This window comes from Rhizobium sp. L51/94 (assembly GCF_019355555.1).
In the GTDB taxonomy this organism is placed as follows: domain Bacteria; phylum Pseudomonadota; class Alphaproteobacteria; order Rhizobiales; family Rhizobiaceae; genus Rhizobium; species Rhizobium rhododendri.
Window position 1 is genome coordinate 3434973 of the sequence record NZ_CP072141.1, and the last position, 21122, is coordinate 3456094.

General features: G+C 61.1%; 23 protein-coding genes. 5 read left to right on the forward strand and 18 right to left on the reverse strand.

Features of this window, described 5'->3' with window-relative positions:
* Positions 1–23: 23 nt before the first annotated feature.
* The 5 genes from J5274_RS16740 (at position 24) to J5274_RS16760 (ending at position 7626) form a co-directional block, all read left to right on the forward strand.
* On the forward strand, positions 24–1487 hold the full coding sequence (locus J5274_RS16740) for a CHAD domain-containing protein (protein ID WP_219274685.1): 1464 nt from the start codon (positions 24–26) through the stop codon (positions 1485–1487).
* Positions 1488–1535: 48 nt separating this feature from the next.
* Positions 1536–2009 carry an NUDIX hydrolase gene (locus J5274_RS16745; RefSeq protein WP_219274686.1) on the forward strand — a complete coding sequence of 158 codons (474 nt, stop codon included), beginning with the start codon at positions 1536–1538 and terminating at the stop codon, positions 2007–2009.
* A gap of 286 nt (positions 2010–2295) precedes the next feature.
* Entirely contained in the window at positions 2296–3486 is a 1191-nt protein-coding gene (locus J5274_RS16750) for an efflux RND transporter periplasmic adaptor subunit (RefSeq protein ID WP_142823621.1), read from the forward strand.
* Positions 3487–3497: 11 nt separating this feature from the next.
* Entirely contained in the window at positions 3498–6812 is a 3315-nt protein-coding gene (locus tag J5274_RS16755; protein ID WP_142823488.1) for an efflux RND transporter permease subunit, read from the forward strand.
* A gap of 130 nt (positions 6813–6942) precedes the next feature.
* Positions 6943–7626, forward strand: a complete 684-nt coding sequence (locus J5274_RS16760; RefSeq protein ID WP_142823489.1) for a Crp/Fnr family transcriptional regulator — start codon at positions 6943–6945, stop codon at positions 7624–7626.
* 3 nt (positions 7627–7629) lie between these two features.
* Here J5274_RS16760 and ureG read toward each other — a convergent pair whose 3' ends face one another.
* The 18 genes from ureG to urtB all read right to left on the reverse strand — a co-directional run bounded on the left by ureG (position 7630) and on the right by urtB (position 21100).
* Positions 7630–8241: an urease accessory protein UreG gene (gene ureG, locus J5274_RS16765; protein WP_142823490.1), complete on the reverse strand. Its 612-nt coding sequence runs from the start codon at positions 8239–8241 to the stop codon at positions 7630–7632.
* Positions 8242–8350: 109 nt separating this feature from the next.
* A complete protein-coding gene (locus tag J5274_RS16770) occupies positions 8351–9019 on the reverse strand; it encodes an urease accessory protein UreF (protein WP_142823491.1) in 669 nt (222 codons plus the stop codon).
* A gap of 5 nt (positions 9020–9024) precedes the next feature.
* Positions 9025–9489, reverse strand: a complete 465-nt coding sequence (ureE, locus tag J5274_RS16775) for an urease accessory protein UreE (protein WP_142823492.1) — start codon at positions 9487–9489, stop codon at positions 9025–9027.
* Between the two features lie 47 nt (positions 9490–9536).
* Positions 9537–10319, reverse strand: coding sequence for a GGDEF domain-containing protein (locus J5274_RS16780; RefSeq protein WP_161991112.1), 783 nt, complete (start codon positions 10317–10319; stop codon positions 9537–9539).
* 436 nt (positions 10320–10755) lie between these two features.
* Entirely contained in the window at positions 10756–11295 is a 540-nt protein-coding gene (locus J5274_RS16785) for a peroxiredoxin (RefSeq protein WP_142823622.1), read from the reverse strand.
* 189 nt (positions 11296–11484) lie between these two features.
* Positions 11485–11769, reverse strand: a complete 285-nt coding sequence (locus J5274_RS16790) for a hypothetical protein (protein ID WP_142823494.1) — start codon at positions 11767–11769, stop codon at positions 11485–11487.
* A 33-nt stretch (positions 11770–11802) separates the two neighbouring features.
* Positions 11803–12057, reverse strand: a complete 255-nt coding sequence (locus J5274_RS16795; protein WP_219274687.1) for a hypothetical protein — start codon at positions 12055–12057, stop codon at positions 11803–11805.
* A gap of 302 nt (positions 12058–12359) precedes the next feature.
* Positions 12360–12515 (reverse strand): hypothetical protein, encoded by a 156-nt coding sequence (locus tag J5274_RS16800; RefSeq protein WP_153816480.1) that lies wholly within the window; start codon positions 12513–12515, stop codon positions 12360–12362.
* Between the two features lie 49 nt (positions 12516–12564).
* On the reverse strand, positions 12565–14277 hold the full coding sequence (gene ureC, locus J5274_RS16805) for an urease subunit alpha (RefSeq protein WP_219274688.1): 1713 nt from the start codon (positions 14275–14277) through the stop codon (positions 12565–12567).
* Between the two features lie 133 nt (positions 14278–14410).
* Positions 14411–14827: a lysozyme inhibitor LprI family protein gene (locus tag J5274_RS16810; RefSeq protein ID WP_142823497.1), complete on the reverse strand. Its 417-nt coding sequence runs from the start codon at positions 14825–14827 to the stop codon at positions 14411–14413.
* Positions 14828–14850: 23 nt separating this feature from the next.
* Entirely contained in the window at positions 14851–15156 is a 306-nt protein-coding gene (locus J5274_RS16815; protein WP_111222537.1) for an urease subunit beta, read from the reverse strand.
* Positions 15157–15169: 13 nt separating this feature from the next.
* Positions 15170–15424 (reverse strand): DUF1272 domain-containing protein, encoded by a 255-nt coding sequence (locus J5274_RS16820; RefSeq protein WP_111222536.1) that lies wholly within the window; start codon positions 15422–15424, stop codon positions 15170–15172.
* A 6-nt stretch (positions 15425–15430) separates the two neighbouring features.
* Positions 15431–15733 (reverse strand): urease subunit gamma, encoded by a 303-nt coding sequence (locus tag J5274_RS16825; protein ID WP_142823498.1) that lies wholly within the window; start codon positions 15731–15733, stop codon positions 15431–15433.
* A 19-nt stretch (positions 15734–15752) separates the two neighbouring features.
* Complete coding sequence (locus J5274_RS16830) at positions 15753–16574, reverse strand: urease accessory protein UreD (RefSeq protein WP_142823499.1); 822 nt, start codon at positions 16572–16574, stop codon at positions 15753–15755.
* Positions 16575–16677: 103 nt separating this feature from the next.
* The gene (gene urtE, locus J5274_RS16835; RefSeq protein WP_142823500.1) at positions 16678–17373 is read right to left on the reverse strand and encodes an urea ABC transporter ATP-binding subunit UrtE; all 696 of its coding nucleotides are present in this window, start codon (positions 17371–17373) and stop codon (positions 16678–16680) included.
* Positions 17374–17566: 193 nt separating this feature from the next.
* Positions 17567–18322, reverse strand: a complete 756-nt coding sequence (urtD, locus tag J5274_RS16840; RefSeq protein ID WP_111222533.1) for an urea ABC transporter ATP-binding protein UrtD — start codon at positions 18320–18322, stop codon at positions 17567–17569.
* Positions 18323–18326: 4 nt separating this feature from the next.
* Positions 18327–19487, reverse strand: a complete 1161-nt coding sequence (urtC, locus tag J5274_RS16845) for an urea ABC transporter permease subunit UrtC (RefSeq protein ID WP_142823502.1) — start codon at positions 19485–19487, stop codon at positions 18327–18329.
* Positions 19484–21100 carry an urea ABC transporter permease subunit UrtB gene (gene urtB, locus J5274_RS16850; RefSeq protein WP_142823503.1) on the reverse strand — a complete coding sequence of 539 codons (1617 nt, stop codon included), beginning with the start codon at positions 21098–21100 and terminating at the stop codon, positions 19484–19486. The genes urtC and urtB overlap by 4 nt, the downstream gene beginning before the upstream one ends.
* Positions 21101–21122: the final 22 nt, after the last annotated feature.

Sequence of the window (21122 nt, forward strand, 5' to 3'; positions counted from 1 at the left end):
TGTTGCAACCTGGAGAATGACATTTGACACGCGAAATCGAACTGAAGCTCGAATTGTCGCAGGAAGCCAAGGACAGGCTTCTGAACTCGCCACTACTGGGCGAGCCATTGGCGGTCTTCGAGCAGCGCGCGCTCTACTTCGACACCCCTGACCAGACGTTGCGCAACGCAGGCTTTTCGCTTCGCATCCGGCAGGCAGGCGATGTCCGCACCCAGACGATCAAGGCAACGCACCAGAGCACTGCCGGCCTGTTTGCAAGGCCCGAATGGGAATCGATCGTCGAGACGGACGTCCCTGTTCTCGATCACACCGCACCCATTTCCACAGACCTATGGCCCGATCTCGATGCCGATCAACTCGTGGTCCAGTTCATCGTGCAGGTGCAGCGAAAGAAATGGCTGCACAGGGAGGACGGCTCCGAAATCGAGATCGTCGTCGACGAGGGCATCGTCATCGCCGGGGACCGCCGCAGCCCGGTGTGCGAGGTCGAACTGGAATTGAAGGACGGCAACACGCTCGATCTCTTTCGCGCCGCGCGCAAGATCCAGGATATCGACGGCCTGCGCCTCGGGGTGCTTTCGAAATCCGAACGCGGTTACGCCCTGGTCGCGCCGTTGCAGAATTTCTATAAAGCCGAGCCCGTGCAACTCGACCGAACGGCCAACGCCGTGACGGCCTTCCAGACCATTGGCCAATCCTGCTTCCGGCAATTTCGCCTGAACGAGACGGTGCTAGCCGATCGACGAAACCCGGAAGCGCTGCATCAGGCCCGCGTCTCCCTGCGCCGGCTCCGTTCGGCCCTGTCGATCTTCAAGCCTATTCTGGTCGATCCCGAGGCAGGCCGAATTGCCGCCGAACTGAAATGGCTGGCCTCGATCATGGGCGACGCTCGCAACTTCGACATTCTCGTATCGACTGCAGACAACGGCGAGCTTCGCGACCGCCTGAAGGTTCTGCGCACCGAAAAATACGATCTCGCCATAGAGGCGATGGCATCTCCGCGCGCACGGCGGGTGGCCATGGATTTCATCGAGTGGTTATGGTGCGGCGCCTATCTGGAGATGGAGGAAACCCGGGAAGCGCGCCACGCGCCGGCCTCGGAGTTCGCCTCCCATGCCCTCGACCGCCTGCGCAAGACCATCAGGCGAAACGCTAAACTTCTGGCAGATGGAACCGACACGGAGCGCCACGAGGTTAGAAAGGATGCGAAGAAACTTCGCTACGCCGCCGAGTTTTTCGCCTCCTTGTTCAGCGACAAGCAAGGACGAAGGCGCCACAGGGAGTTCGTGAAAGCTCTTGAGAAACTCCAGGAACATCTGGGCGGCGTCAACGATCTCGCCACGGCGCCGGCAGTCCTTCGTGATCACGGCCTGGAAGACCACCCGGATGCCGGCAGGCTATCCCCGACAGGAAGGAAGACCAAGCTACTCCAAGCATCCGCGGATGCGCTGGACGATCTGCTCGATGTCAAAAGGTTCTGGCGATGACGTCATCATCGGTATGGGTCCCATTGAAGGCTCCAGGGGTGCGCTGCCATGGATGAGCCGACGGTGAAGCTGCAGACGGGGGCGCCTGCCCTGAAGCAGACTGCACAGCCGCTGTTCGAGCGGGCGGGTGCAATCTGCTATCGCCGGATTTCCCGCGAGGTGCTGCTGATCACCAGTCGTCGGAGCGGGCGATGGGGCATCCCCAAAGGCAATGTCGAAGCTGGCGAAACCTCCGCACAGGCGGCGGAGCGCGAAGCTTTCGAGGAGGCCGGCATACGCGGCACGTGCGCGCCCGAGATCCTTGGAGCATTTGCCTACCGCAAGGAGGGCACCAACGCATCCTACCGTGTTTCAGTCCACCTTCTCGACGTCCGCCTTGCCGTTACGGAGTTTCCGGAGAAGGGTCAACGCATCATGAGATGGGTACCCTTTCCGGAGGCGATTGAAGCCGTGCACCAGCCCGGATTGAGAATGCTGCTCGGTGTCCTTGGAAAGAGCAGTCTTTTCGGCGAAAATTCGTAAAGCCGGAATAGCATCCCGACGCCTTGTGGAAGTCCAACGGAGTGTCGCCACCTCCAATCTGGAGGGCGCTCTCAGGAACTTTTAAACAAGGCGCTTTCAAAACTTATTTTTGCTAGTATTGAACTTCATGATCCGAAGTTTGGAACGGGTCGTAACCTTGTCAAAAGGGGTCTACGGGGCGTTTTCACAGGTAAGAGCGCTATTGCAGATGGCGAGTAAACCGAGCATCGAGAACTGCCGCATTTCCAAACGCCCGACGATCGACCGCAACATTCGAAAGAACAGCATGTTCCGCACGCCGCTCAAAGCCCAGACCGCCGCATTCCTGCTCTTGAGTCTGCTGCCCGCCTTTGCCGCAAGCGCGGAGGAAACTGCTGTTGCGGCCCCCAAGCAGAACCTTCCGGCCATCGTCGTGACGCAGGCCGTGAAGCGCAACATGGTCGAGAAAATCGTCGCCACCGGAACGGTCAAGGCAGTCGAGGAAGTCTACATCCAGCCGCTCGTCGATGGCCTGCCGATCAAGACGTTGCATGCCGACGTTGGCGACAAGGTAACGGCCGGCAGCACGCTGGCGACGCTGAGCGACGATGCGCTGGTGCTCCAGAAGGCCGAGACGCAGGCAACGCGCGCGAAGGGTCAGGCGACGCTTGCCCAGTTGCACGCCCAGCTGATCGAGGCGCAAGCCAACGACGCCCAGACCGAATTGCAGCGCGCACGCTCCGTTGCCATGGGTGAAAAGGGTACCGTCTCGGTTTCGACCGTCGAGCAGGCAACGGCGTCGGCAGCAGCCAACAAGGCAAGGGTGACATCGGCCGAACAAGCCATCGCCGTCCAGGAAGCCGATCTCAAGGTGGTCGACAGCCAGATCGCCGACATCGACCTGAAGCTTGCCCGCACCGGCGTCAAGACGCCCGTAAGCGGCACGGTCGCGTCGCGCAACGCGCGCGTTGGCGCCATTGCCAACGGCTCAGGCGATCCGCTGTTTACCATCATCCGGGACAGCGCCCTCGAGCTAGTCACCGACGTCTCAGAGAGCGATATAACCAAGATCCAGGCGGGGCAGAAGGCCACCGTCTCGCTCTCCGGCAGCCGTGAAAAGCTGACCGGCTCGGTGCGTCTCGTCTCCCCGACAGTCGATGCCGTCACCCGGCTCGGCGCGGTCCACATTTATATCGACGATGGCAGCAAGGCACGCGCCGGCATGTACGGCAGCACAGAGATCGTCATAAACCAGACGGACGGCATCGCCTTGCCGCTGACTGCTGTCAACAACGAGCCACAGGGATCGTCCGCCCGCAGGGTCGAAAACGGGATCGTCAAGTTCGTCAGCGTTGAAACCGGTATCCAGGACGGCGCCTATATCCAGATCGTCAAGGGTCTGAATGCCGGCGACGAGGTGGTGGCCAAGGCGGGTGCCTACGTGCGCGACGGCGACCACATTACGCCGGTGCACGATATGCCCGCTGCAACCAACTGAACGGGGCTCAGATGAATTTCTCCGCCTGGTCCATCCGCAATCCCGTCGCACCGCTGCTGGCTTTTGTGCTGCTGCTGTTTGTCGGCGTGCAAGCTTTCAACAAGCTGCCGATCACCCGTTTTCCGAACATCGACGTTCCCGTCGTCAACATCACCGTAACCCAGAACGGCGCCTCTCCGGCGGAACTGGAAATGCAGGTGACCAAGGAGATCGAGGACGCCGTCGCCAGCATCAACGGCATCGACGAAATCCAGTCGACGATCAATGACGGCGTATCGCAGACTGTGGTGGTCTTCCGCCTTGAAGTGCCGACGCAGCAGGCCGTCCAGGACACCAAGGACGCCGTCGACCGTATCCGCGGCAACCTGCCGGGCAACGTGGACGAACCGATCGTATCCAAGGTCGATGTCGAAGGCCAGGCGATCCAGACCTTTGCGGTCTCCTCTCCCAATATGACGCTCGAGGAACTCTCGTGGTTCGTCGACGACACCGTCAAGCGTTCGCTTCAGGGCCAGAAGGGCATCGGCCGCGTCGACCGGTACGGCGGTGCGAACCGCGAGGTGCGCATCGAGCTCGATCCCGACAAGCTGAACGCCCATGGCATCACCGCGCTCAGCGTCAACCAGCAACTGCGCGGCACCAACATCGATCTCGGCTCAGGCCGTGGCCAGGTGGCCGGCAGCGAGCAGGCAATCCGCGTGCTCGGCGATGCCCGCGACGTGGCCCAGCTTGCCGACACCACGATTGCGCTGTCCAACGGGCGCTTCGTGAAGCTTTCCGATCTCGGCGCGATCAAGGATACCTATGAGGAGCCGAAATCCTTCTCGCGCTTCAACAACAATCCGGTGGTCACCTTCGGCGTCTTCCGCGCCAAGGGCGCCAGCGAAGTCAGCGTCGCAAAGACTGTGTCCGAAAGCCTCGCGAAGGTCAGGACGGAAAACCCGAACGTCAGCATCGAACTGATCGACGATTCGGTCTACTTCACCTATGGCAACTACGAGGCGGCCATCGACACACTGATGGAAGGCGCGCTGCTCGCCGTCATTGTCGTGTTCCTGTTCCTGAAGAACTGGCGCGCCACGCTGATCTCGGCCATCGCCCTCCCCCTGTCGGCCATTCCCACCTTCTGGATCATGGACCTGATGGGCTTCTCGCTCAATCTGGTGAGCTTCCTCGCCCTGACGCTGGCGACCGGCATCCTCGTCGACGACGCCATCGTAGAGATCGAAAATATCGCCCGCCACATCAAGATGGGCAAGACGCCGTACCGCGCGGCCATCGAGGCTGCGGATGAAATCGGCTTGGCGGTCATCGCCACCACCTTCACCATCATCGCCGTGTTCGTGCCCGTCTCCTTCATGCCGGGCATACCCGGCCAGTATTTCATCCAGTTCGGCCTCACCGTCGCCTTCTCGGTGTTCTTCTCGCTACTGGTCGCCCGGCTCATCACGCCGATGATGGCAGCCTACCTGATGAGTGCCGAAGACGGCATGGACGATCATCACGACAATGACGGGCGCATGATGCGCGGCTACACGCGGATGATCCGGGTTACCACGCGCTGGCGCTACACGACGCTGCTGGCGGCCATCGCCTTCCTGATCGGGTCCGTCTATTTTCTCTTCCAGGTGCCGGGCAGCTTCCTGCCGCCTGACGATGCTTCGCGGATCGTGCTCTCCGTCGAACTGCCGCCAAATGCCCGCCTCGACGACACCGACAAAGCGACCGACGCCGTCTACAAGCGGGTCAAGGACATCGCCGGCGTCGAAAGCGTCTTCGTGCTCGGAGGAGCGTCTCCGAAGGGCGACCTGGAATTGCGCCGCGCGACCGTGACCCTCGGGCTTTTCAAGCGCGACCAATCGCTCGTAACGAGGCTCGTCAACGACGTCCTCGGCTCCATCCCCATCGTCGGCCCGCATTTGCCGAAGGTAACCCCGAAGGGTCGCATTCGGCCGCAATGGGATATCGAGAAGGAAGTCTTCGCCAAGTTGCGCGATATCCCCGATGTCCGGATCACCAAGCTGAACGACCGCGGCGAGCGCGACCTGTCGTTCAACTTCCTGTCGCGTAGCTCAACCGATCTCAACGGCGCCATCGCGACGCTGGAATCGAAGCTGCGAGCCGATCCGCTGCTGGCAAATGTCAGCCCGGATGGCGCCTTGCCGCGTCCGGAACTGCAGATCCATCCGCGCAAGGACGAGGCTGCCCGGCTCGGCATCACGCCGCAGGCGATATCCGACACCTTGCGGGTGGCTACCATCGGCGACAGCGATTCGTTGCTTGCGAAGATCTCGCTCGACGACCGCCAGATCCCGATCCGCGTTCAGGCATCTCTCGACATGCGGCGCGATCTCGCCGCCATCCGCGCACTCAGGATCCAGACGGCAACCGGCGGCACGGTGCCGCTATCGACGGTGGCCGACATCGACTATTCCGAAGGCCTGAGCTCGATCAAGCGCAACAACCGTTACCGCGTCGTCTCCATCGGCGCCGACCTGCCGCAGGGAGTCGCGCTGAACAGTGCATCCGACCGTTTCCGCCAGATCGTCGCCGGGGCGAATATTCCGGCAAGCGTCCACCTGGCTGAAAGCGGCGACGCCAAGGTACAGAACGAAATGCAGCAGGGCTTCATCAATGCCATGCTGCTAGGGCTGCTGCTGGTGCTGTCGGTGCTGATCCTGCTGTTCAAGGATGTCATCCAGCCCTTTACCATCCTGTTCTCGCTGCCGCTTGCCATCGGCGGCGTCGCAGCAGCGCTAATCGTCACCCACAACCCGCTGTCCATGCCGGTGCTGATCGGCATCCTCATGCTGATGGGCATCGTGACCAAGAACGCCATCCTGCTAGTCGATTTCGCCATCGAGATGATGCACAAGGGCATGCCGCGCGTCGAAGCCATGGTAGAAGCCGGACGCAAGCGCGCGCGGCCGATCATCATGACTTCGATTGCCATGTCGGCCGGTATGCTGCCCTCCGCATTGGGCGTCGGCGAAGGCGGCTCGTTCCGCGCGCCGATGGCAATTGCCGTCATCGGCGGCATCATCGTCTCAACCGTGCTGAGCCTGATTGTCGTGCCGTCCTTCTTCCTCATCATGGACGACTTGTCGCGTCTGCTCGGCTGGCTCTTCGGACGTCTGGTCGGGCGCAGGGATGCCGACGACGTCGTCGTTACCCAGGAAAGCCTCGCAGCTGCGATGGCGGCGAACCGGGCGGAACTCACGGATCTGGAGCGGCGCTTCGAGCGGCTGGAGCAGAAGGATCCTTCCCACCGGGCGGGCGACGATAAACGGAATATCCTCAACTTGCCGCCTCACGCCGCTGAATAATGTGCGATAGTGACAGGCGGGTACGAAAGCGCTGCGATGGCTGGCCGACGGGGGCATCCTTGATCCAGGTCAAGTTGGTGAAAGCCTCGGGTGGCTATGATGAACATTATATTTTTGGAGGGCTTCGTGCATGAGCAGTCTGCTGCCGATGGGCGAGCGTGAGAAGTCGCTTCTCCGGACAATGCCGTTTATCAGTTCGCTGATCGGAGAAGCCTCTGACAAGCTGGTCGAGAGCGCCTCCGCCGTCCACTGCGAAGCGCGCGATATTATCTTCCGCCAAAATGAGCCGTCGGAATTCTTCTACTGCGTGCTGAGCGGCTATGTTCGCCTCTACCGCCTGAACAGGGACGGCAGGGAAGCGGATATCCGCCTTTGCGGCCCCGGAGACACCTTTGCAGAGTGCGTACTCTATGCAGAGGGCGGATACCGCTACAATGCCCAGGCGACGGACACGACGCTCCTCTGCCGGTTCGAGACGCACTCCGTGCGGCGTCTTGCGGAGCGTTATTGCGCGATCGACAAGGCGATGGTGAGCGTCATATCGAGCCACTTTCTAGACAGCATAGATTGCATCGCCAATGACCGGCTGCAGACGGCCCCGCAGAGGGTCGCCAACTATTTGCTGAATGCCTGCGCCGGCAGCGGCGAAGCCGCCCAGCTCCGCCTACCCTTCCCCAAAAGCCTGCTGGCAGGAAAACTGGGCCTGGCGCCGGAAGCCCTGTCGCGGGCGTTCTCGACCCTTAGGAGCTCCGGCGTCACAGTCCACGGCCGCCTGATCGAGATCAAGGACCCGGAAGCGCTTAGAAACGTCTGAGCTTCAAAGCCCGCCGTGGAGCTTGAGGAAATCGACGATCGTGCCAACGCCGTCGCCGCGCTTCATGTCGGAGAACACGAAGGGCAGATCGGCCCGCATGCGGGTTGCGTCACGGTCCATGACCTCGAGATCGGCACCGACATGCGGCGCAAGGTCCTTCTTGTTGATGACCAGCATGTCCGATTTCGTGATGCCGGGCCCGCCCTTGCGCGGGATTTCCTCGCCCTGGCAGACCGAGATCACATAGATGGTGATGTCGGCAAGATCCGGAGAGAACGTTGCGGCGAGGTTATCGCCACCGGATTCGATGAAGACGATATCGAGATCCGGAATCCGCGCATTCAGCCCGGCTATCGCCTGCAGGTTGATGGTTGCATCCTCGCGGATGGCGGTGTGCGGACAACCGCCGGTCTCCACGCCGACGATACGATAGGACGGCAACGCCTGCATCCGTACCAGTGCCTCGGCATCTTCAGTCGTGTAGATGTCGTTGGTGACGACGGCGACGGAATACTCGTCGCGCAATGCCTTGCACAGCTTCTCCGTCAGCGCCGTCTTGCCGGAGCCAACAGGACCGCCGATACCGACGCGCAGGGGACCGTTTCTGGATTTCATGGTTCGAACTCCGATAAAACATAAGGATAGTGAAACGCGACAGCGGCGGATAGAGGCAAATGACGTATCCGCACCCCGCCCCGCCGGGATGAGAGTGGCAGAGCGGCGATCACGAGCGGAACAGCCTCACCCGTTGCGTCTCGTGCCTGAGAGCCACGATGTCGGCCTGGACAGCGGCCGAACCCAGATCGTCCAGGGTGGAAGACGCTGCTTTGGCGGCGGTAGTCGAAACCAGGGTTTCAAGCCCGGCAAGCACCCCGACGCCGTCCCTCTGGCCACATACACTGAGCCGAATGGACGCCGAGACGCCCTGCGACACGAAGGCATGCAGGTAAGCCGCGATAGCGTCGCGTGCCCCGACCCCATGGGCTGCGGCAACCGCGCCGACGGCAACGGGATAGGCAAGCTTTTCAGGAACAGACACCGGCATCTGCGGCCATGCGCCGGCAGCCGCCAGGAAAGCGTCCCCCAGTAGCATTGTTTCCTGATGCCGCTCCCGCGAACCGGCCAAAGCTTCTGCGAGTTCGGCGCAGGCAGCAAGCGGCTGGGGATCAGATGCCGAAGTATGCGCCTCGGCCATCAACACCGCATCGTTCCAGACAGCGCCATGGGTAAGGACCGAGGACAACCATGAATCGAGATCCCGGGCATTGGTCACCAGCCCGTCATGCACCGCTCTTTCGAGGCCTTGCGAATAGGCAAACGAACCAATCGGGAAGGCCGGCGACAGCCAGGCCATCAGACGCAGCAGGGCAGTTGTTTGACTGACGTCACCCATGACGGTCAGTCGTGTGCCGGATGGCCGTGGTCGTGACCATGCGAATGGTAGGCGCCTCGCGCCGGCTGAAAAGGCTCGGTGACGTCGGCCACATCGGCACCCAGGCCTTCGAGCATCGATCGAATGACGTGATCGCGCAGGATGAGGATACGATCTTCCTCGATTTGTGCCGGTAGATGCCTGTTGCCGAGGTGCCAGGCGAGCTCGATCAGATGCAACCGGTTGCGCGGCTTGATCTCGAACAGCTTCTCCGGCGCAGCGACGATCTCGATGAGTTCACCGTCCTCGCGCACCAGAAGATCGCCGTGGGCCAGCAGAACCGCTTCCTTGAGGTCGAGCATGACCATGTCGCCGTTCTCCAGATGCAGAAGCTTGCGGCGAAGATGGCGAAGATCATGCGGCAGGACGACCTTTTCGATCGGATGGGAAGATGGGGTGCCAGCCGGAAGATAGGAGGTGATGCGTTGCATGGAAGGTTCCGTTTCTGTGAAGCGTGACCATGCAAAATAGTCATCGTCTATGCAACAGGAATGCGAACGCGACGTTTGGTTTCCCAGGCGCCAAACCCGGGCCGAGGCATTGCGGTCATATATGTCATGTCGGGATCGAGCAAACTGGAACAGTGCGCGACGGTGTGGGGCCTTTCGTTTTCATGTACAACCCGGTTTCGGCCCAGCGCCTTCGCGAGATAAAGCGCGTTGTCAGCAGCCGCATAGACAGCCTCCGGACTGCGCACCGGGGTGAAGTCGGCAATACCCGCCGAGATCGTGACGGAGATCGCGCCACAATCGATCAAAATACTGGTGTTGCAGACTGTGACCTTCGCAGCTTCGATCCGCGCAATACGATCTTCGGCACTGCCTCCGGATAGCAGAACACCGAACTCCTCGCCCCCGAGACGACCGACCACGGCCTGCTCGCTGAAAATTTTCGACAACACTCCGGAGATCGCAACGATAACGGCATCACCGGCGGCGTGACCATAGCGGTCGTTGACCGACTTGAAGCGGTCCACATCGAAGATGACCAGCGATGCATCTTTATCCGCGCCCGCCATGGATTCGGCAAAGGCGCGACGGTTGAATAGTCCAGAAAGCGTGTCGGTGCGGCTCAAACGTTCGAACTCGGCACGCGAAACCGAAATTTCGTGGATGGAGTAGCCTGTCAGGACCGCGAGAATGGCGGACACCGTTCCCCCGATCAGCCAGGAGAGCATGATGCCAAGCCGGATGCAGTCCGCTAGCGGCAGCCGCAAAATGCCGAGCCACGACATCACCGGCAAGGCCGTCACGACCACCATGAGCGAGAGGAGAACCGATAGAAAACTCGCCTTTAAGGCGAAGATATAGATCGTCCGGCGTTGATGAAAGTTACCGAGCTCGACCTGTAGCGGTATCCATCTAGACATGCAAACCGCCCTCCCCACTCCCGCAACACCCGCATTTGGGATAGCCGCCCTTCTCATTACAGAGTGTTAAGGAAATCGATAGAATGCGGCCTACCGGTAAGTTGTGAACGCTCAGCGAACAAACCATAAGCATTTGATTATAATGTTCTAATTTAGACAGAAACGCAATAATTGCCAAAGGTTGCGTGCCGCCAAATCCATGCCGGAATAATGTCTCGCTACGGCACGCAATCGCCTCAAAACCACGCAAAGTATTTACCGCTACAATATCCCTGGTAAACGAATTGAGCCCCGAAGTCGGGGCTCAATCAAGACAGGATATTTTTTGTTAGGCAGCAACCTGAAGCGACTTGAGGTTCTCCAGGATGTTCTGCGGCGAAGAAATGCCATAGGGATCGTTCTCGGCGTTATCCGAGTAGCCCTCTTCTTCAAACCACTGCTCGACGACGCCGTCATTGATAACGGCAGCGTAGCGCCAGGAGCGCATGCCGAAGCCGACATTGTCCTTGCAGACGAGCATGCCCATCTTGCGGGTAAACTCGCCGGAACCGTCCGGAATGAGCTTGATGTTGACGAGGTTCTGCGACTTGCCCCAGGCATTCATGACGAAAGCGTCGTTGACCGAGATGCAGTAGATATCGTCGATGCCCGCGGCCTTGAACTCGCCGTACAGCTTTTCGAAATCAGGAAGCTGGAAGGTCGAGCAGGTCGGCGTGAATGCGCCCGGCAGGGAAAACACGATGACGCGCTTGCCGGCGAAATAGTCGGCAGATGTCACGTCCTGCCACCGGAAGGGGTTCGAGCCACCGACAGATTCATCGCGAACGCGGGTGCGGAAGGTGACGGAGGGTACTTTTTTCCCGATCATCATAATCATCTCTCCTTCGAAGGATGGGTCAGCAGCAAGTCTTGGGAGAAAATCTGCCGGCCCGATTGAATACCCCTCCGTAGCGAAGAAATTGCGGCAGTGCAGCATAAAAATGGGCATCCACAGGCTCGCATGACAGTCATGCGGGAAGCGCATGGCGTCCTTGTCAATGGACAGGCTGTGACGGCATCAGGAGGTCTGGAGAGACTGCCATTCCCTCAGATCGTCCGTCTGGATCCAGATCGTGTCCTCGTCGCCGGCGCGACCATGCTCCAGCTTGAAGGCTGCGACCTCGAGAAACAGTGAATGATATTCGAGCAGCCTCAAAAGGGACGCATCCGCTGGCTCGGCGACATCCTCGAGCGCCTCGCGGGTGACGATTACCAGCCAGTTCTGACTCTCGTCGCAGGCCGAGATATGGCCGTTTTCATCGGACAGAAAGGGCGGGAATCCGTCCCTCATCGACAGCGTCATGACTTCGCCTCTCTTGGCCGGCAGTTCCGGGTACTATTGTCGGCGATTGGATTTGCCGCCCGCGCCGTGCAGCTTGATATCGCCATTATCGGGGAAGAATTGCGGACCGACGATACGCACCACCCTGCCAGGACGGTCTTCTTTGCCGGAAACGCTAGTGTCGGCCTGAACTGTCTTAGGCCGCTCCAGCGCAACGCTACCGCCGGCGGAGGCCCCGTATACGCCAACGGTGGTTACAGCCGCCAGAAGCCCCAGGATGGTGACGGTCGTTTTCGGAAAAGTTTTCATGGTGAACTCGCCAGGGTTGGTGTGTTGCTGGCGAAATGGTTGAACGCCCCATAAGTTCCCGCAAGGGGCGACTTAAGCGACAGACAGCCAGGAGCATGCGGAAATACTTAACGAAGCAGGCGCAATTCGCGTCGTTATTGCGCTGTTCACCCGGACCCGCTGAGGTTTGCAATCGTCAACCCACGCATTTTGCATGGCTGCAGTGAAATATGAAGGTATTGTGACAACGCTCCGCGCGGCGTACACGCGGCCTCCTCGGAATAAAAGTACACGCAAATCACATGCTCAATATCAAAACTCTTTTAAGCGCCAAGATAGTCAGGCGCGCAATCTGTCGTGCGAACGTCGTTGGCAGACGCCGTCGACGTGCCGAACTGCTGGCGAAGAACGCCGTGCATCCATCTATGTTCGGAGACAGCCTCGGCTGATAGCCGGTATACGCTTTCGTTGAAAGACATGGCCCGCCAGCATCCATTTGCGATGCTGGCGGGCATATTTATATCTAGCCTAGAACAGGAAGTAGCGCTGCGCCATCGGCAAAACTGTTGCCGGCTCGCAGGTGAGAAGCTCGCCGTCCGCCCGCACCTCGTAGGTTTCCGGATCGACCTCGATATGCGGCGTCAGGTCGTTATGGACCATCGACGCCTTGGAGATGCCGCCGCGTGTGTTGCGCACCGCGACCAGTTGCTTCGCCACGCCTAGCCTGTTCTGCAGTCCTGCATCGAGCGACGCCTGCGACACGAAGGTGACGGAAGAATTGGTCAGGCTCTTGCCGAAGGCGCCGAACATCGGCCGGTAGTGCACCGGCTGCGGCGTCGGGATGGAGGCGTTCGGATCGCCCATCGGGGCTGCCGCGATCGTGCCGCCGATGATGACCATGTCCGGCTTGACGCCAAAAAACGCCGGGCGCCACATGACGAGGTCGGCGCGCTTGCCGACTTCGATGGAACCGATCTCATGGCTCAACCCCTGCGCAATCGCCGGATTGATGGTGTATTTGGCAATGTAGCGCTTGACGCGGAAATTGTCGTTTTCGCCGATTTCCTGCGCAAGCCTGCCGCGCTGGCGCTTCATCTTGTCGGCCGTCTGCCACGTGCGGATTGCTACCTCGCCGACGCGGCCCATGGCCTGGCTGTCGGACGAGATGATCGAGAAGGCACCGATATCGTGGAGAATATCTTCAGCCGCAATGGTTTCCTTGCGGATACGGCTCTCGGCAAAGGCGATATCTTCCGGGATTGACGACGAGAGATGATGGCAGACCATCAGCATGTCGAGATGCTCGGCAATCGTGTTGACGGTGTAGGGCCGCGTCGGGTTCGTCGACGACGGAATGACGTTCGGCTGGCCGCAGATCTTGATGATGTCAGGCGCATGCCCGCCGCCCGCACCCTCGGTGTGGAAGGCGTGGATCGTCCGGCCCTTGATCGATCCGATGGTATCCTCGACAAAGCCGCTTTCGTTCAGCGTGTCCGTGTGGATCATCACCTGCACGTCGTATTCGTCTGCAACCGTCAGGCAGCAGTCGATGGCCGCGGGCGTCGTGCCCCAGTCTTCGTGCAGCTTCAGCGCACAGGCGCCGCCCAGCACCATTTCCTCGAGCGCGCCAGGCAGCGAGGCATTGCCCTTGCCGGCAAAGGCAAGGTTCATCGGAAACGCGTCGGCAGCCTCGATCATCCGCGCGATGTGCCAAGGACCGGGCGTGCAGGTCGTGGCAAGCGTGCCGTGCGCCGGGCCGGTGCCGCCGCCAAGCATGCAGGTGATGCCGGACATCAACGCTTCCTCGATCTGCTGCGGCGCGATGAAGTGGATGTGGCTGTCCATGCCGCCGGCGGTGATGATCTTGCCTTCGGCGGCAATCGCCTCCGTGCCCGGCCCGACGATGATATTGACGCCAGGCTGCATATCTGGATTACCAGCCTTGCCGATGGCCACGATGCGTCCATCCTTGAGGCCGATATCGGCCTTGACGATGCCCCAGGTGTCGATGATCAGCGCGTTGGTGATGACCGTATCGACGGCACCGTCGGCGCGCGTCACCTGGCTCTGCCCCATGCCGTCGCGAATGACCTTGCCGCCGCCGAACTTCACCTCTTCGCCATAGGTGGTGAAATCCTTTTCGACCTCGATGAACAGTTCGGTGTCGGCAAGCCGCACTTTGTCGCCGGTGGTCGGCCCGAACATGTTGGCATAGGCGGCGCGGGAGATCTTGTAGGCCATCGTCTTTTTACCTCTGGAGCTCGGATAGTTGCGTGTCTCTGGCTTATGCCCTGTCTAGGTCGTCGCTGTCGGTCGATGTGTTACCGTGCCATCCGGAGACACCAGCGGGGCCGGCGGCATCGTTCGATGAAGCTCAATTTCCCGAGCCTTCCGCCATTTCCTTCAGTTCCTTTGTCCGCAGCCGGGTCATCGTCGCCTTGCAACTTGATACGAGCATTGGCTCCATCGATCCGCCGCGCGCCTGGAAGCCCTCCGCCTCGCATTGACCGTCCCGGTAGGCGATCCAGCCGCGCTGTCCGGCAAGCAGTGCCTTCTCAGCGCCCTTCATCTCTCCTTCGAGATCGGCATCGACTGCCTGCAGGGACGCCCGGGTCTTCTTGTATTGCGTGTTCAGATCGGCATCCGCCGAATCGAAATCCTGTTCCGCGCAGATGTTCATATCCATTTGCGTCTCGGCCTTGCTGCAGTCGGGCGTTTCGTCAGCCAAGGCTAGACCGTGCACCGCCGCCATCATCATGCCTGCCGCAGCCATCATCAGGTTCAAACGCATCGGCTGTCCTCAGTGGTGCGGGATCAGAGCTTGCCCATGACCAGCTGGCGAAAACCGTAGACCTCGCGCTTGCCGGAAAGGGGAATGAGCGTCACAGAGCGGGTCTGGCCTGGCTCGAACCTAACGGCGGTGCCGGCCGGGATGTCGAGGCGCATGCCCCTCGCCTGCTCGCGGTCGAAGGCGAGCCCGCCGTTTGTCTCGGCGAAATGATAGTGGCTGCCGACCTGCACCGGCCGGTCGCCGGTATTGGACACGTCGATGGAGATCGTCGGGGCGCCGGCGTTCAATTCGATATCGCCGCTGGCGGCAATGATTTCACCGGGGATCATCGGATGTTCCTCTTCATGCGGCCTCGGCGGGCGGGCAGCCCCCGGCCTTCAATATACGTTTCGTCGAGGCCGGATTGGCCGCAAGTTTTGCTGCCGGTCGTACCGGACGACGGACCAGCTCACCACCGCAGTTCGGGCATATGCCGGAAAGCGTGCCGGAGGCGCAATCGGCACAATAGGTGCATTCGAAGCTGCACATCATCGCCTCGCGGCTATCCGCCGGCAGGTCGCGATCGCAGCATTCGCAATTGGGCCTGAGCTCGAGCATGACAGGCTACCGGATAGGTTCGTGGACGGTGACAAGCTTGGTGCCGTCGGGGAAGGTCGCCTCGACCTGCACGTCGTGGATCATCTCGGCAATGCCTTCCATCACCTGGTCGCGGCTGATGACATTTGCACCGGCCGACATCAGGTCGGCAACGGACCGGCCGTCGCGTGCGCCCTCGACGACGAAGTCGCTGATCAGCGCGATAGCCTCGGGATAGTTGAGCTTGACGCCGCGCTCAAGCCGCCGGCGCGCCACCATCGCCGCCATGGAAATCAACAGCTTGTCTTTTTCTCTCGGAGTGAGGTTCATCGTCTGCCTATCGCTTGAACTAGAGATTCCAGACTTTCGGCACTGGCGCGCCATTGCGCAAGGCCGAAATGATCGGGATGAGGATTTTTCTGAGCGCAAAGCCATCTGCCGCCGCAAGCCGGATCACCAGCTTGCCGTTCCAATGGCTGACGCCGCCGTTGCGCCCCTCCAGCATCGGCCGAACGGTCGAGAGATAGCGCTCCGCCGAAGGGCCTGCGTAGAGAACCGTGACGAAGGCAACCTGCCCGCCCAGCACCGCCCGCTCGGCAGTCAGGGCCGCGACATCGCCGTCGAACCGCAAGTCCTCGGCATGGATCAGCTTGCCGTTGCGGCGAATGCGCCAGCGGTCGCGGAAAAGTCCGGTCAGCATCGCCTCGCCCATCGCCTTGCGGCCCAGCAATACGGCTTCGACAGCGAGGAATTCCGCCGTCCCGTCGAGGTCGACATCGAGCGTGCGCGACAGCGCAGCGCGGTCGAACAGGATCGTCTCCTGCGGCAACCAGTCGACCCGCGCTCGGGCGCCGACCTCGATCCGCGTCCTGATTTCGGCAATACCGGCGGATGCCTTGTAGATCTTCTCGCAGGCCTGCGTCGTCACGTCGATGCGTGTCTGCGCCGCCGCCGTGACGCTCCAGTCCATGCGATCGCCACCGGTCAGCCCGCCCGCCGTGTTGATGATGACGGCTTCCATCGAGCTGTCGAAGGTGTCTGGCAGCCGTATCTTGGCAGCGCCTTCCTGGAAGAATTCGGCAAGCCGGGTACGTCCGTCGAGCCACTTCGCCGCCAGGTGGCCGCGTCCCTCGGCCCTTTGCGGCCTGGTGCTCGCTGCCATCATCGTCATTATGCGATCCTTGCGGTAAACTTACACAATAGCCGCCATTCAACCTCGCAAGCGTCTGAATGCAAGCTCTTTTTCGTTTCGCCGTATTTCTGAGAAGCTTCCATCAGACCGTCAGGTGGCGTCGGGCTTCCGGCTTATCCAGCGTTTCGGCCAACCCTTCATGAACGATCTCGCCGCGGTCCATGATGTAGACATAGTCGGCAAGCTCCCGGCAGAAATCGAGATATTGCTCGACCAGCAGGATCGCCATCCCAGTTGAATCCCGCAGATACTGGATGGCACGGCCGATGTCCTTGATGATCGAAGGCTGGATACCTTCCGTTGGCTCGTCAAGCACGAGGATCTTCGGCCGCGTCACCAGCGCCCGGCCGATGGCCAACTGCTGCTGCTGCCCGCCCGAGAGATCGCCGCCCCGCCGCGACAACATGGATTTCAGTACCGGAAACAGTTGGAAGATGTCGTCCGGCACGGTCCGGTCGCGGCGCGCCAGCGGCGCAAAGCCGGTCTCAAGATTTTCCTTCACCGTCAGCAGCGGGAATATCTCGCGCCCTTGCGGCACATAGCCGATACCCTGCTTGGCCCGCGCATAGGGCGCCAGGCCGTCGAGCTTATGATCGTTGAAGCTGATGCTGCCGGCACTCAGCGCATGCTGGCCGGTGACAGCCCGCAGCAGCGAACTCTTGCCGACGCCGTTGCGCCCAAGCACGCAGGTGATCTTGCCCATCTCCGCCTTGATCGAAATGCCGCGGAGTGCCTGGGCGGCGCCGTAATGGAGATTTGCGTTTTCGACGGTCAGCATGGTGCGGATTCCTTTGTTTTCCGGGCGAGCACCCCCCTCTGTCCCTCCGGGACATCTCCCCCACAAGGGGGGAGATCAGCCGAGACTTCTGGGCCCGAAAGGGAAAAGAACGATCTCCCCCCTTGTGGGGGAGATGTCAGCGGAGCTGACAGAGGGGGGTAAGCCCACCCCAGACTGTGGATCATGCCGTTCATCACCGCCCCAGATAATTCTCGATCACCTTCGGATCGCTGCTGACGAAATCGATTGAGCCTTCCGCGAGCACGGAGCCTTCAGCGAGACACGTCACCTTGACGCCGAGATCGCGGATGAAGCCCATGTCGTGCTCGACCACCACCACCGAGCGGGTCTTGGCGATTTCCTTCAGCAGGATTGCCGTCTCGGCGGTTTCCGCGTCCGTCATCCCGGCCACCGGCTCGTCGACCAGCAGCAGCTTCGGCTCCTGCGCCAGCAGCATGCCGATTTCCAACCACTGCTTCTGGCCATGGCTGAGGTTGGCCGCCAGCTCGTCGCGCCGATGGTGCAGCCGGACGGTATCGAGGATCTCGTCGATGCGGGCGCGGTCGGTCGGGGTCATCCTGTAGAACAGCGTCGCGAACACGCCGCGACTGCGGTTCAGTGCCAGTTCCAGATTGTCCCAGACCGTATGGCTCTCGAACACCGTCGGCTTCTGGAATTTCCGGCCGATACCGAGCAATGCGATGTCGGCCTCGTCCTTCTTGGTGAGATCGACGGCGCCGTTGAAGAACACCTCGCCTGAGTCTGGCTTGGTCTTGCCGGTGATGATGTCCATCATCGTCGTCTTGCCGGCACCGTTCGGGCCGATGATCGCCCTGAGTTCGCCGGGCTCGATGACCATCGACAGCGAATTCAGCGCCTTGAACCCGTCGAAGGAGACAGACACGTTGTTGAGGTAGAGCATGCTTGTGGGTTTGCCGTCCGTGATCATGCTCTTACTCCGCCGCCTGAATGGGTTCGTCGCTCTCGCCTTTTTCCGCCGCCGCGGACGCCCGCCGCGACCTGCCGCCGCCGGTGCCGTAATGGGCAATCGTGCCAATGACGCCACGTGGCAGGAACAGCGTCACGGCGACGAATAGCCCGCCGAGCGCAAACAACCACACCTCAGGAAATAGTCCGGTAAAGATCGTCTTGCCGCCGTTGACGAGGATCGCCCCGATGATCGGACCGATCAGCGTGCCGCGCCCGCCGACCGCCGTCCAGATGACCACTTCGATGGAGTTGGCCGGTGCGAATTCGCCGGGGTTGATGATGCCGACCTGCGGCACGTAGAGTGCACCGGCAATGCCAGCCATCATCGCCGAGACAACGAAGGTGAACAGCTTGATGTTCTCGACTCGGTAGCCGAGGAAACGGGTCCGGCTTTCGGCATCGCGCACACCGACCAGCACCTTGCCGAACTTGGAGCGCACGATACCCGACGCGATCAGCAGGGCCAGCGCCAGAAACAGCGCGGTCAGCGCGAACAGCGCCGCACGGGTGCCGTCGGCCTGAATGTTGTAGCCGAGGATCTCCTTGAAGTCGGTGAGGCCGTTGTTGCCGCCGAAACCCATGTCGTTGCGGAAGAAGGCCAACAGCAGCGCATAGGTCATCGCCTGCGTGATGATCGAGAGATAGACGCCGTTGACGCGCGAGCGGAAGGCAAACCAGCCGAATACATAGGCGAGCAGCCCCGGCACCAGCAGCACCATCAGTGCTGCAAACCAGAAATGGTCGAACCCGTACCAGAACCACGGCAGCGCCTTGTAGTTCAGGAACACCATGAAATCGGGCAGGATCGCGTTGCCGTAGGAGCCGCGGGCACCGATCTGGCGCATCAGGTACATGCCCATGGCATAGCCGCCGAGCGCGAAGAAGGCGCCGTGGCCGAGCGACAGGATGCCGCAAAAACCCCAGACGAGATCGAGCGCCAGCGCCAGTAGCGCGTAGGTCAGGTATTTGCCGAACAGCGACATGATGTAGGTCGGCACATGCAATGCGCTCTGCGGGCTCGTCAGGAGGTTGGACGCCGGGACGAGAATTGCCACTGCAATCAGCAGCAGGATTGCAATGATGATCTTGCGGTCGAGAGACCGGAGCAGGAAGGCCGTTATCATGCTTCCACCGCCCTTCCTTTGAGTGCGAAGAGCCCACGCGGTCGCTTCTGGATGAACAGGATGATGAGGACGAGCACCAGGATCTTGCCGAGCACGGCGCCGGCATAGGGCTCGAGGAACTTGTTGAGGATGCCGAGCGACATGGCGCCGACCAGTGTTCCCCAGAGACTGCCGACACCGCCGAAGACGACGACCATGAAGCTGTCGATAATGTAGGCCTGGCCGAGGTTCGGCGAGACATTATCGATCTGACTGAGCGCCACACCAGCCATGCCTGCAACGCCTGAGCCAAGCGCGAAGGTGAAGGCATCGACCCAGGCGGTGCGGATACCCATCGAGGACGCCATGCGCCGGTTCTGGGTTACCGCCCGCATCTGCAGCCCGAACGACGAGCGCTTCAGCAGCAGCAGCAGGGCAACAAAGACGACCAGCGCAAAGGCGATGATCCAGAGCCGGTTCCAGGTGATATCGAGGCCGCCGAGGTCGAACGAGCCGGACATCCAGTTGGGATTGCGGACTTCCCGGTTGGTCGGGCCGAAGATCGATCGCACCGTCTGCTGCAGGATGAGCGATATCCCCCAGGTGGCGAGCAATGTTTCCAGCGGCCGCTTGTAGAGGAAGCGGATGACGGTGCGCTCGATCAGGAAGCCAACGGCGCCGGTGAACAGGAAGGCTGCGGGCACGGCAAAGGCCAGGGAATACTCCGCAAGTCCCGGCGCATATCGGGTGATGGCCTCCTGCACGACATAGGTCGTGTAGGCACCGAGCATGACCATTTCACCATGCGCCATGTTGACGACGCCCATTACGCCGAAAGTGATCGAGAGGCCGATGGCAGCCAGCATCAGAACCGAGCTCAGCGACAGGCCGTACCAGATGTTCTGCGCGACATCCCAGAGCGCCAGGGTATCCTTGATCGCATCCATATCCTTTTGGATGGCAGGCTGCAGGTCGGCCGATGCCGTCTGCATCGCTGCCGTCAGGATGGTCAGCGCATCGCGGTCCCCGCGGGCCGCGATCATGTCGATGGCAGCCTTCTTGTCGGCCGGGCTGGCGTCGGTCTTCAAAAGCACGACAGCGCGCGCCGCTTCCATGGTCTTCTTGACCTGAGGATCTTTTTCCTCGGCCAGCGCGGAATTGAGCAGATCGATATTGCTGGGGTCGGCGTCCTTCAGCATGCCCTCGGCAGCCGCGAGGCGTGCGTCGCGATCCGGGCTTAGCAGCGTCAGCTGGCCAATCGAGGCGCTGATGACGCCGCGCAGAGAATTGTTGACCTTGACCTTGACCATCGTGTCCGGATCGACGTCGGCCACAGCCTCGCCGGTGAGCGGATCGACAAAGGTTGGCGCATCGTCGGTGCCACCCTGCAAAAGTACCGGGCCGCCATCCTGGTTGACGAACAGCAGGCCGTCGCTCAGTTCCTTGAGGATCTTGCCGACATGCGGGTCCTTGGAAGCAACCAGCGCCTTGATCGCCGCTTCGCGTTCCGGAAAGTCGCCGACACCGAGCGCGTCGACCAGCGGATGGACCGCATCTTCCGCCTTCAGCACGGTGGCGAAGGCCGGCAGGGCGAGGCATAGGGTCAATAGGAAAATCTTGATGGCGCGATACATCGGCTCTTTTGCCTCGGTTATC

What these genes read in the sequence shown, in the direction of transcription:
- J5274_RS16780 (WP_161991112.1), bottom strand. Translation starts at nt 10,319, where the DNA reads ATGGTGGTCGTGACGGCCTTGCCGGTGATGTCGTGGCTCGGCATTTTG.
- J5274_RS16745 (WP_219274686.1), top strand. Translation starts at nt 1,536, where the DNA reads ATGGATGAGCCGACGGTGAAGCTGCAGACGGGGGCGCCTGCCCTGAAG.
- J5274_RS16785 (WP_142823622.1), bottom strand. Translation starts at nt 11,295, where the DNA reads ATGATCGGGAAAAAAGTACCCTCCGTCACCTTCCGCACCCGCGTTCGC.
- ureC (WP_219274688.1), bottom strand. Translation starts at nt 14,277, where the DNA reads ATGGCCTACAAGATCTCCCGCGCCGCCTATGCCAACATGTTCGGGCCG.
- J5274_RS16750 (WP_142823621.1), top strand. Translation starts at nt 2,296, where the DNA reads ATGTTCCGCACGCCGCTCAAAGCCCAGACCGCCGCATTCCTGCTCTTG.
- urtE (WP_142823500.1), bottom strand. Translation starts at nt 17,373, where the DNA reads ATGCTGACCGTCGAAAACGCAAATCTCCATTACGGCGCCGCCCAGGCA.
- J5274_RS16810 (WP_142823497.1), bottom strand. Translation starts at nt 14,827, where the DNA reads ATGCGTTTGAACCTGATGATGGCTGCGGCAGGCATGATGATGGCGGCG.
- J5274_RS16820 (WP_111222536.1), bottom strand. Translation starts at nt 15,424, where the DNA reads ATGCTCGAGCTCAGGCCCAATTGCGAATGCTGCGATCGCGACCTGCCG.
- urtC (WP_142823502.1), bottom strand. Translation starts at nt 19,487, where the DNA reads ATGATAACGGCCTTCCTGCTCCGGTCTCTCGACCGCAAGATCATCATT.
- J5274_RS16760 (WP_142823489.1), top strand. Translation starts at nt 6,943, where the DNA reads ATGAGCAGTCTGCTGCCGATGGGCGAGCGTGAGAAGTCGCTTCTCCGG.
- J5274_RS16755 (WP_142823488.1), top strand. Translation starts at nt 3,498, where the DNA reads ATGAATTTCTCCGCCTGGTCCATCCGCAATCCCGTCGCACCGCTGCTG.
- J5274_RS16795 (WP_219274687.1), bottom strand. Translation starts at nt 12,057, where the DNA reads ATGAAAACTTTTCCGAAAACGACCGTCACCATCCTGGGGCTTCTGGCG.
- J5274_RS16830 (WP_142823499.1), bottom strand. Translation starts at nt 16,574, where the DNA reads ATGACGATGATGGCAGCGAGCACCAGGCCGCAAAGGGCCGAGGGACGC.
- J5274_RS16770 (WP_142823491.1), bottom strand. Translation starts at nt 9,019, where the DNA reads ATGGGTGACGTCAGTCAAACAACTGCCCTGCTGCGTCTGATGGCCTGG.
- urtB (WP_142823503.1), bottom strand. Translation starts at nt 21,100, where the DNA reads ATGTATCGCGCCATCAAGATTTTCCTATTGACCCTATGCCTCGCCCTG.
- J5274_RS16815 (WP_111222537.1), bottom strand. Translation starts at nt 15,156, where the DNA reads ATGATCCCCGGTGAAATCATTGCCGCCAGCGGCGATATCGAATTGAAC.
- urtD (WP_111222533.1), bottom strand. Translation starts at nt 18,322, where the DNA reads ATGATCACGGACGGCAAACCCACAAGCATGCTCTACCTCAACAACGTG.
- J5274_RS16790 (WP_142823494.1), bottom strand. Translation starts at nt 11,769, where the DNA reads ATGACGCTGTCGATGAGGGACGGATTCCCGCCCTTTCTGTCCGATGAA.
- J5274_RS16825 (WP_142823498.1), bottom strand. Translation starts at nt 15,733, where the DNA reads ATGAACCTCACTCCGAGAGAAAAAGACAAGCTGTTGATTTCCATGGCG.
- ureG (WP_142823490.1), bottom strand. Translation starts at nt 8,241, where the DNA reads ATGAAATCCAGAAACGGTCCCCTGCGCGTCGGTATCGGCGGTCCTGTT.
- J5274_RS16800 (WP_153816480.1), bottom strand. Translation starts at nt 12,515, where the DNA reads ATGTCTTTCAACGAAAGCGTATACCGGCTATCAGCCGAGGCTGTCTCC.
- ureE (WP_142823492.1), bottom strand. Translation starts at nt 9,489, where the DNA reads ATGCAACGCATCACCTCCTATCTTCCGGCTGGCACCCCATCTTCCCAT.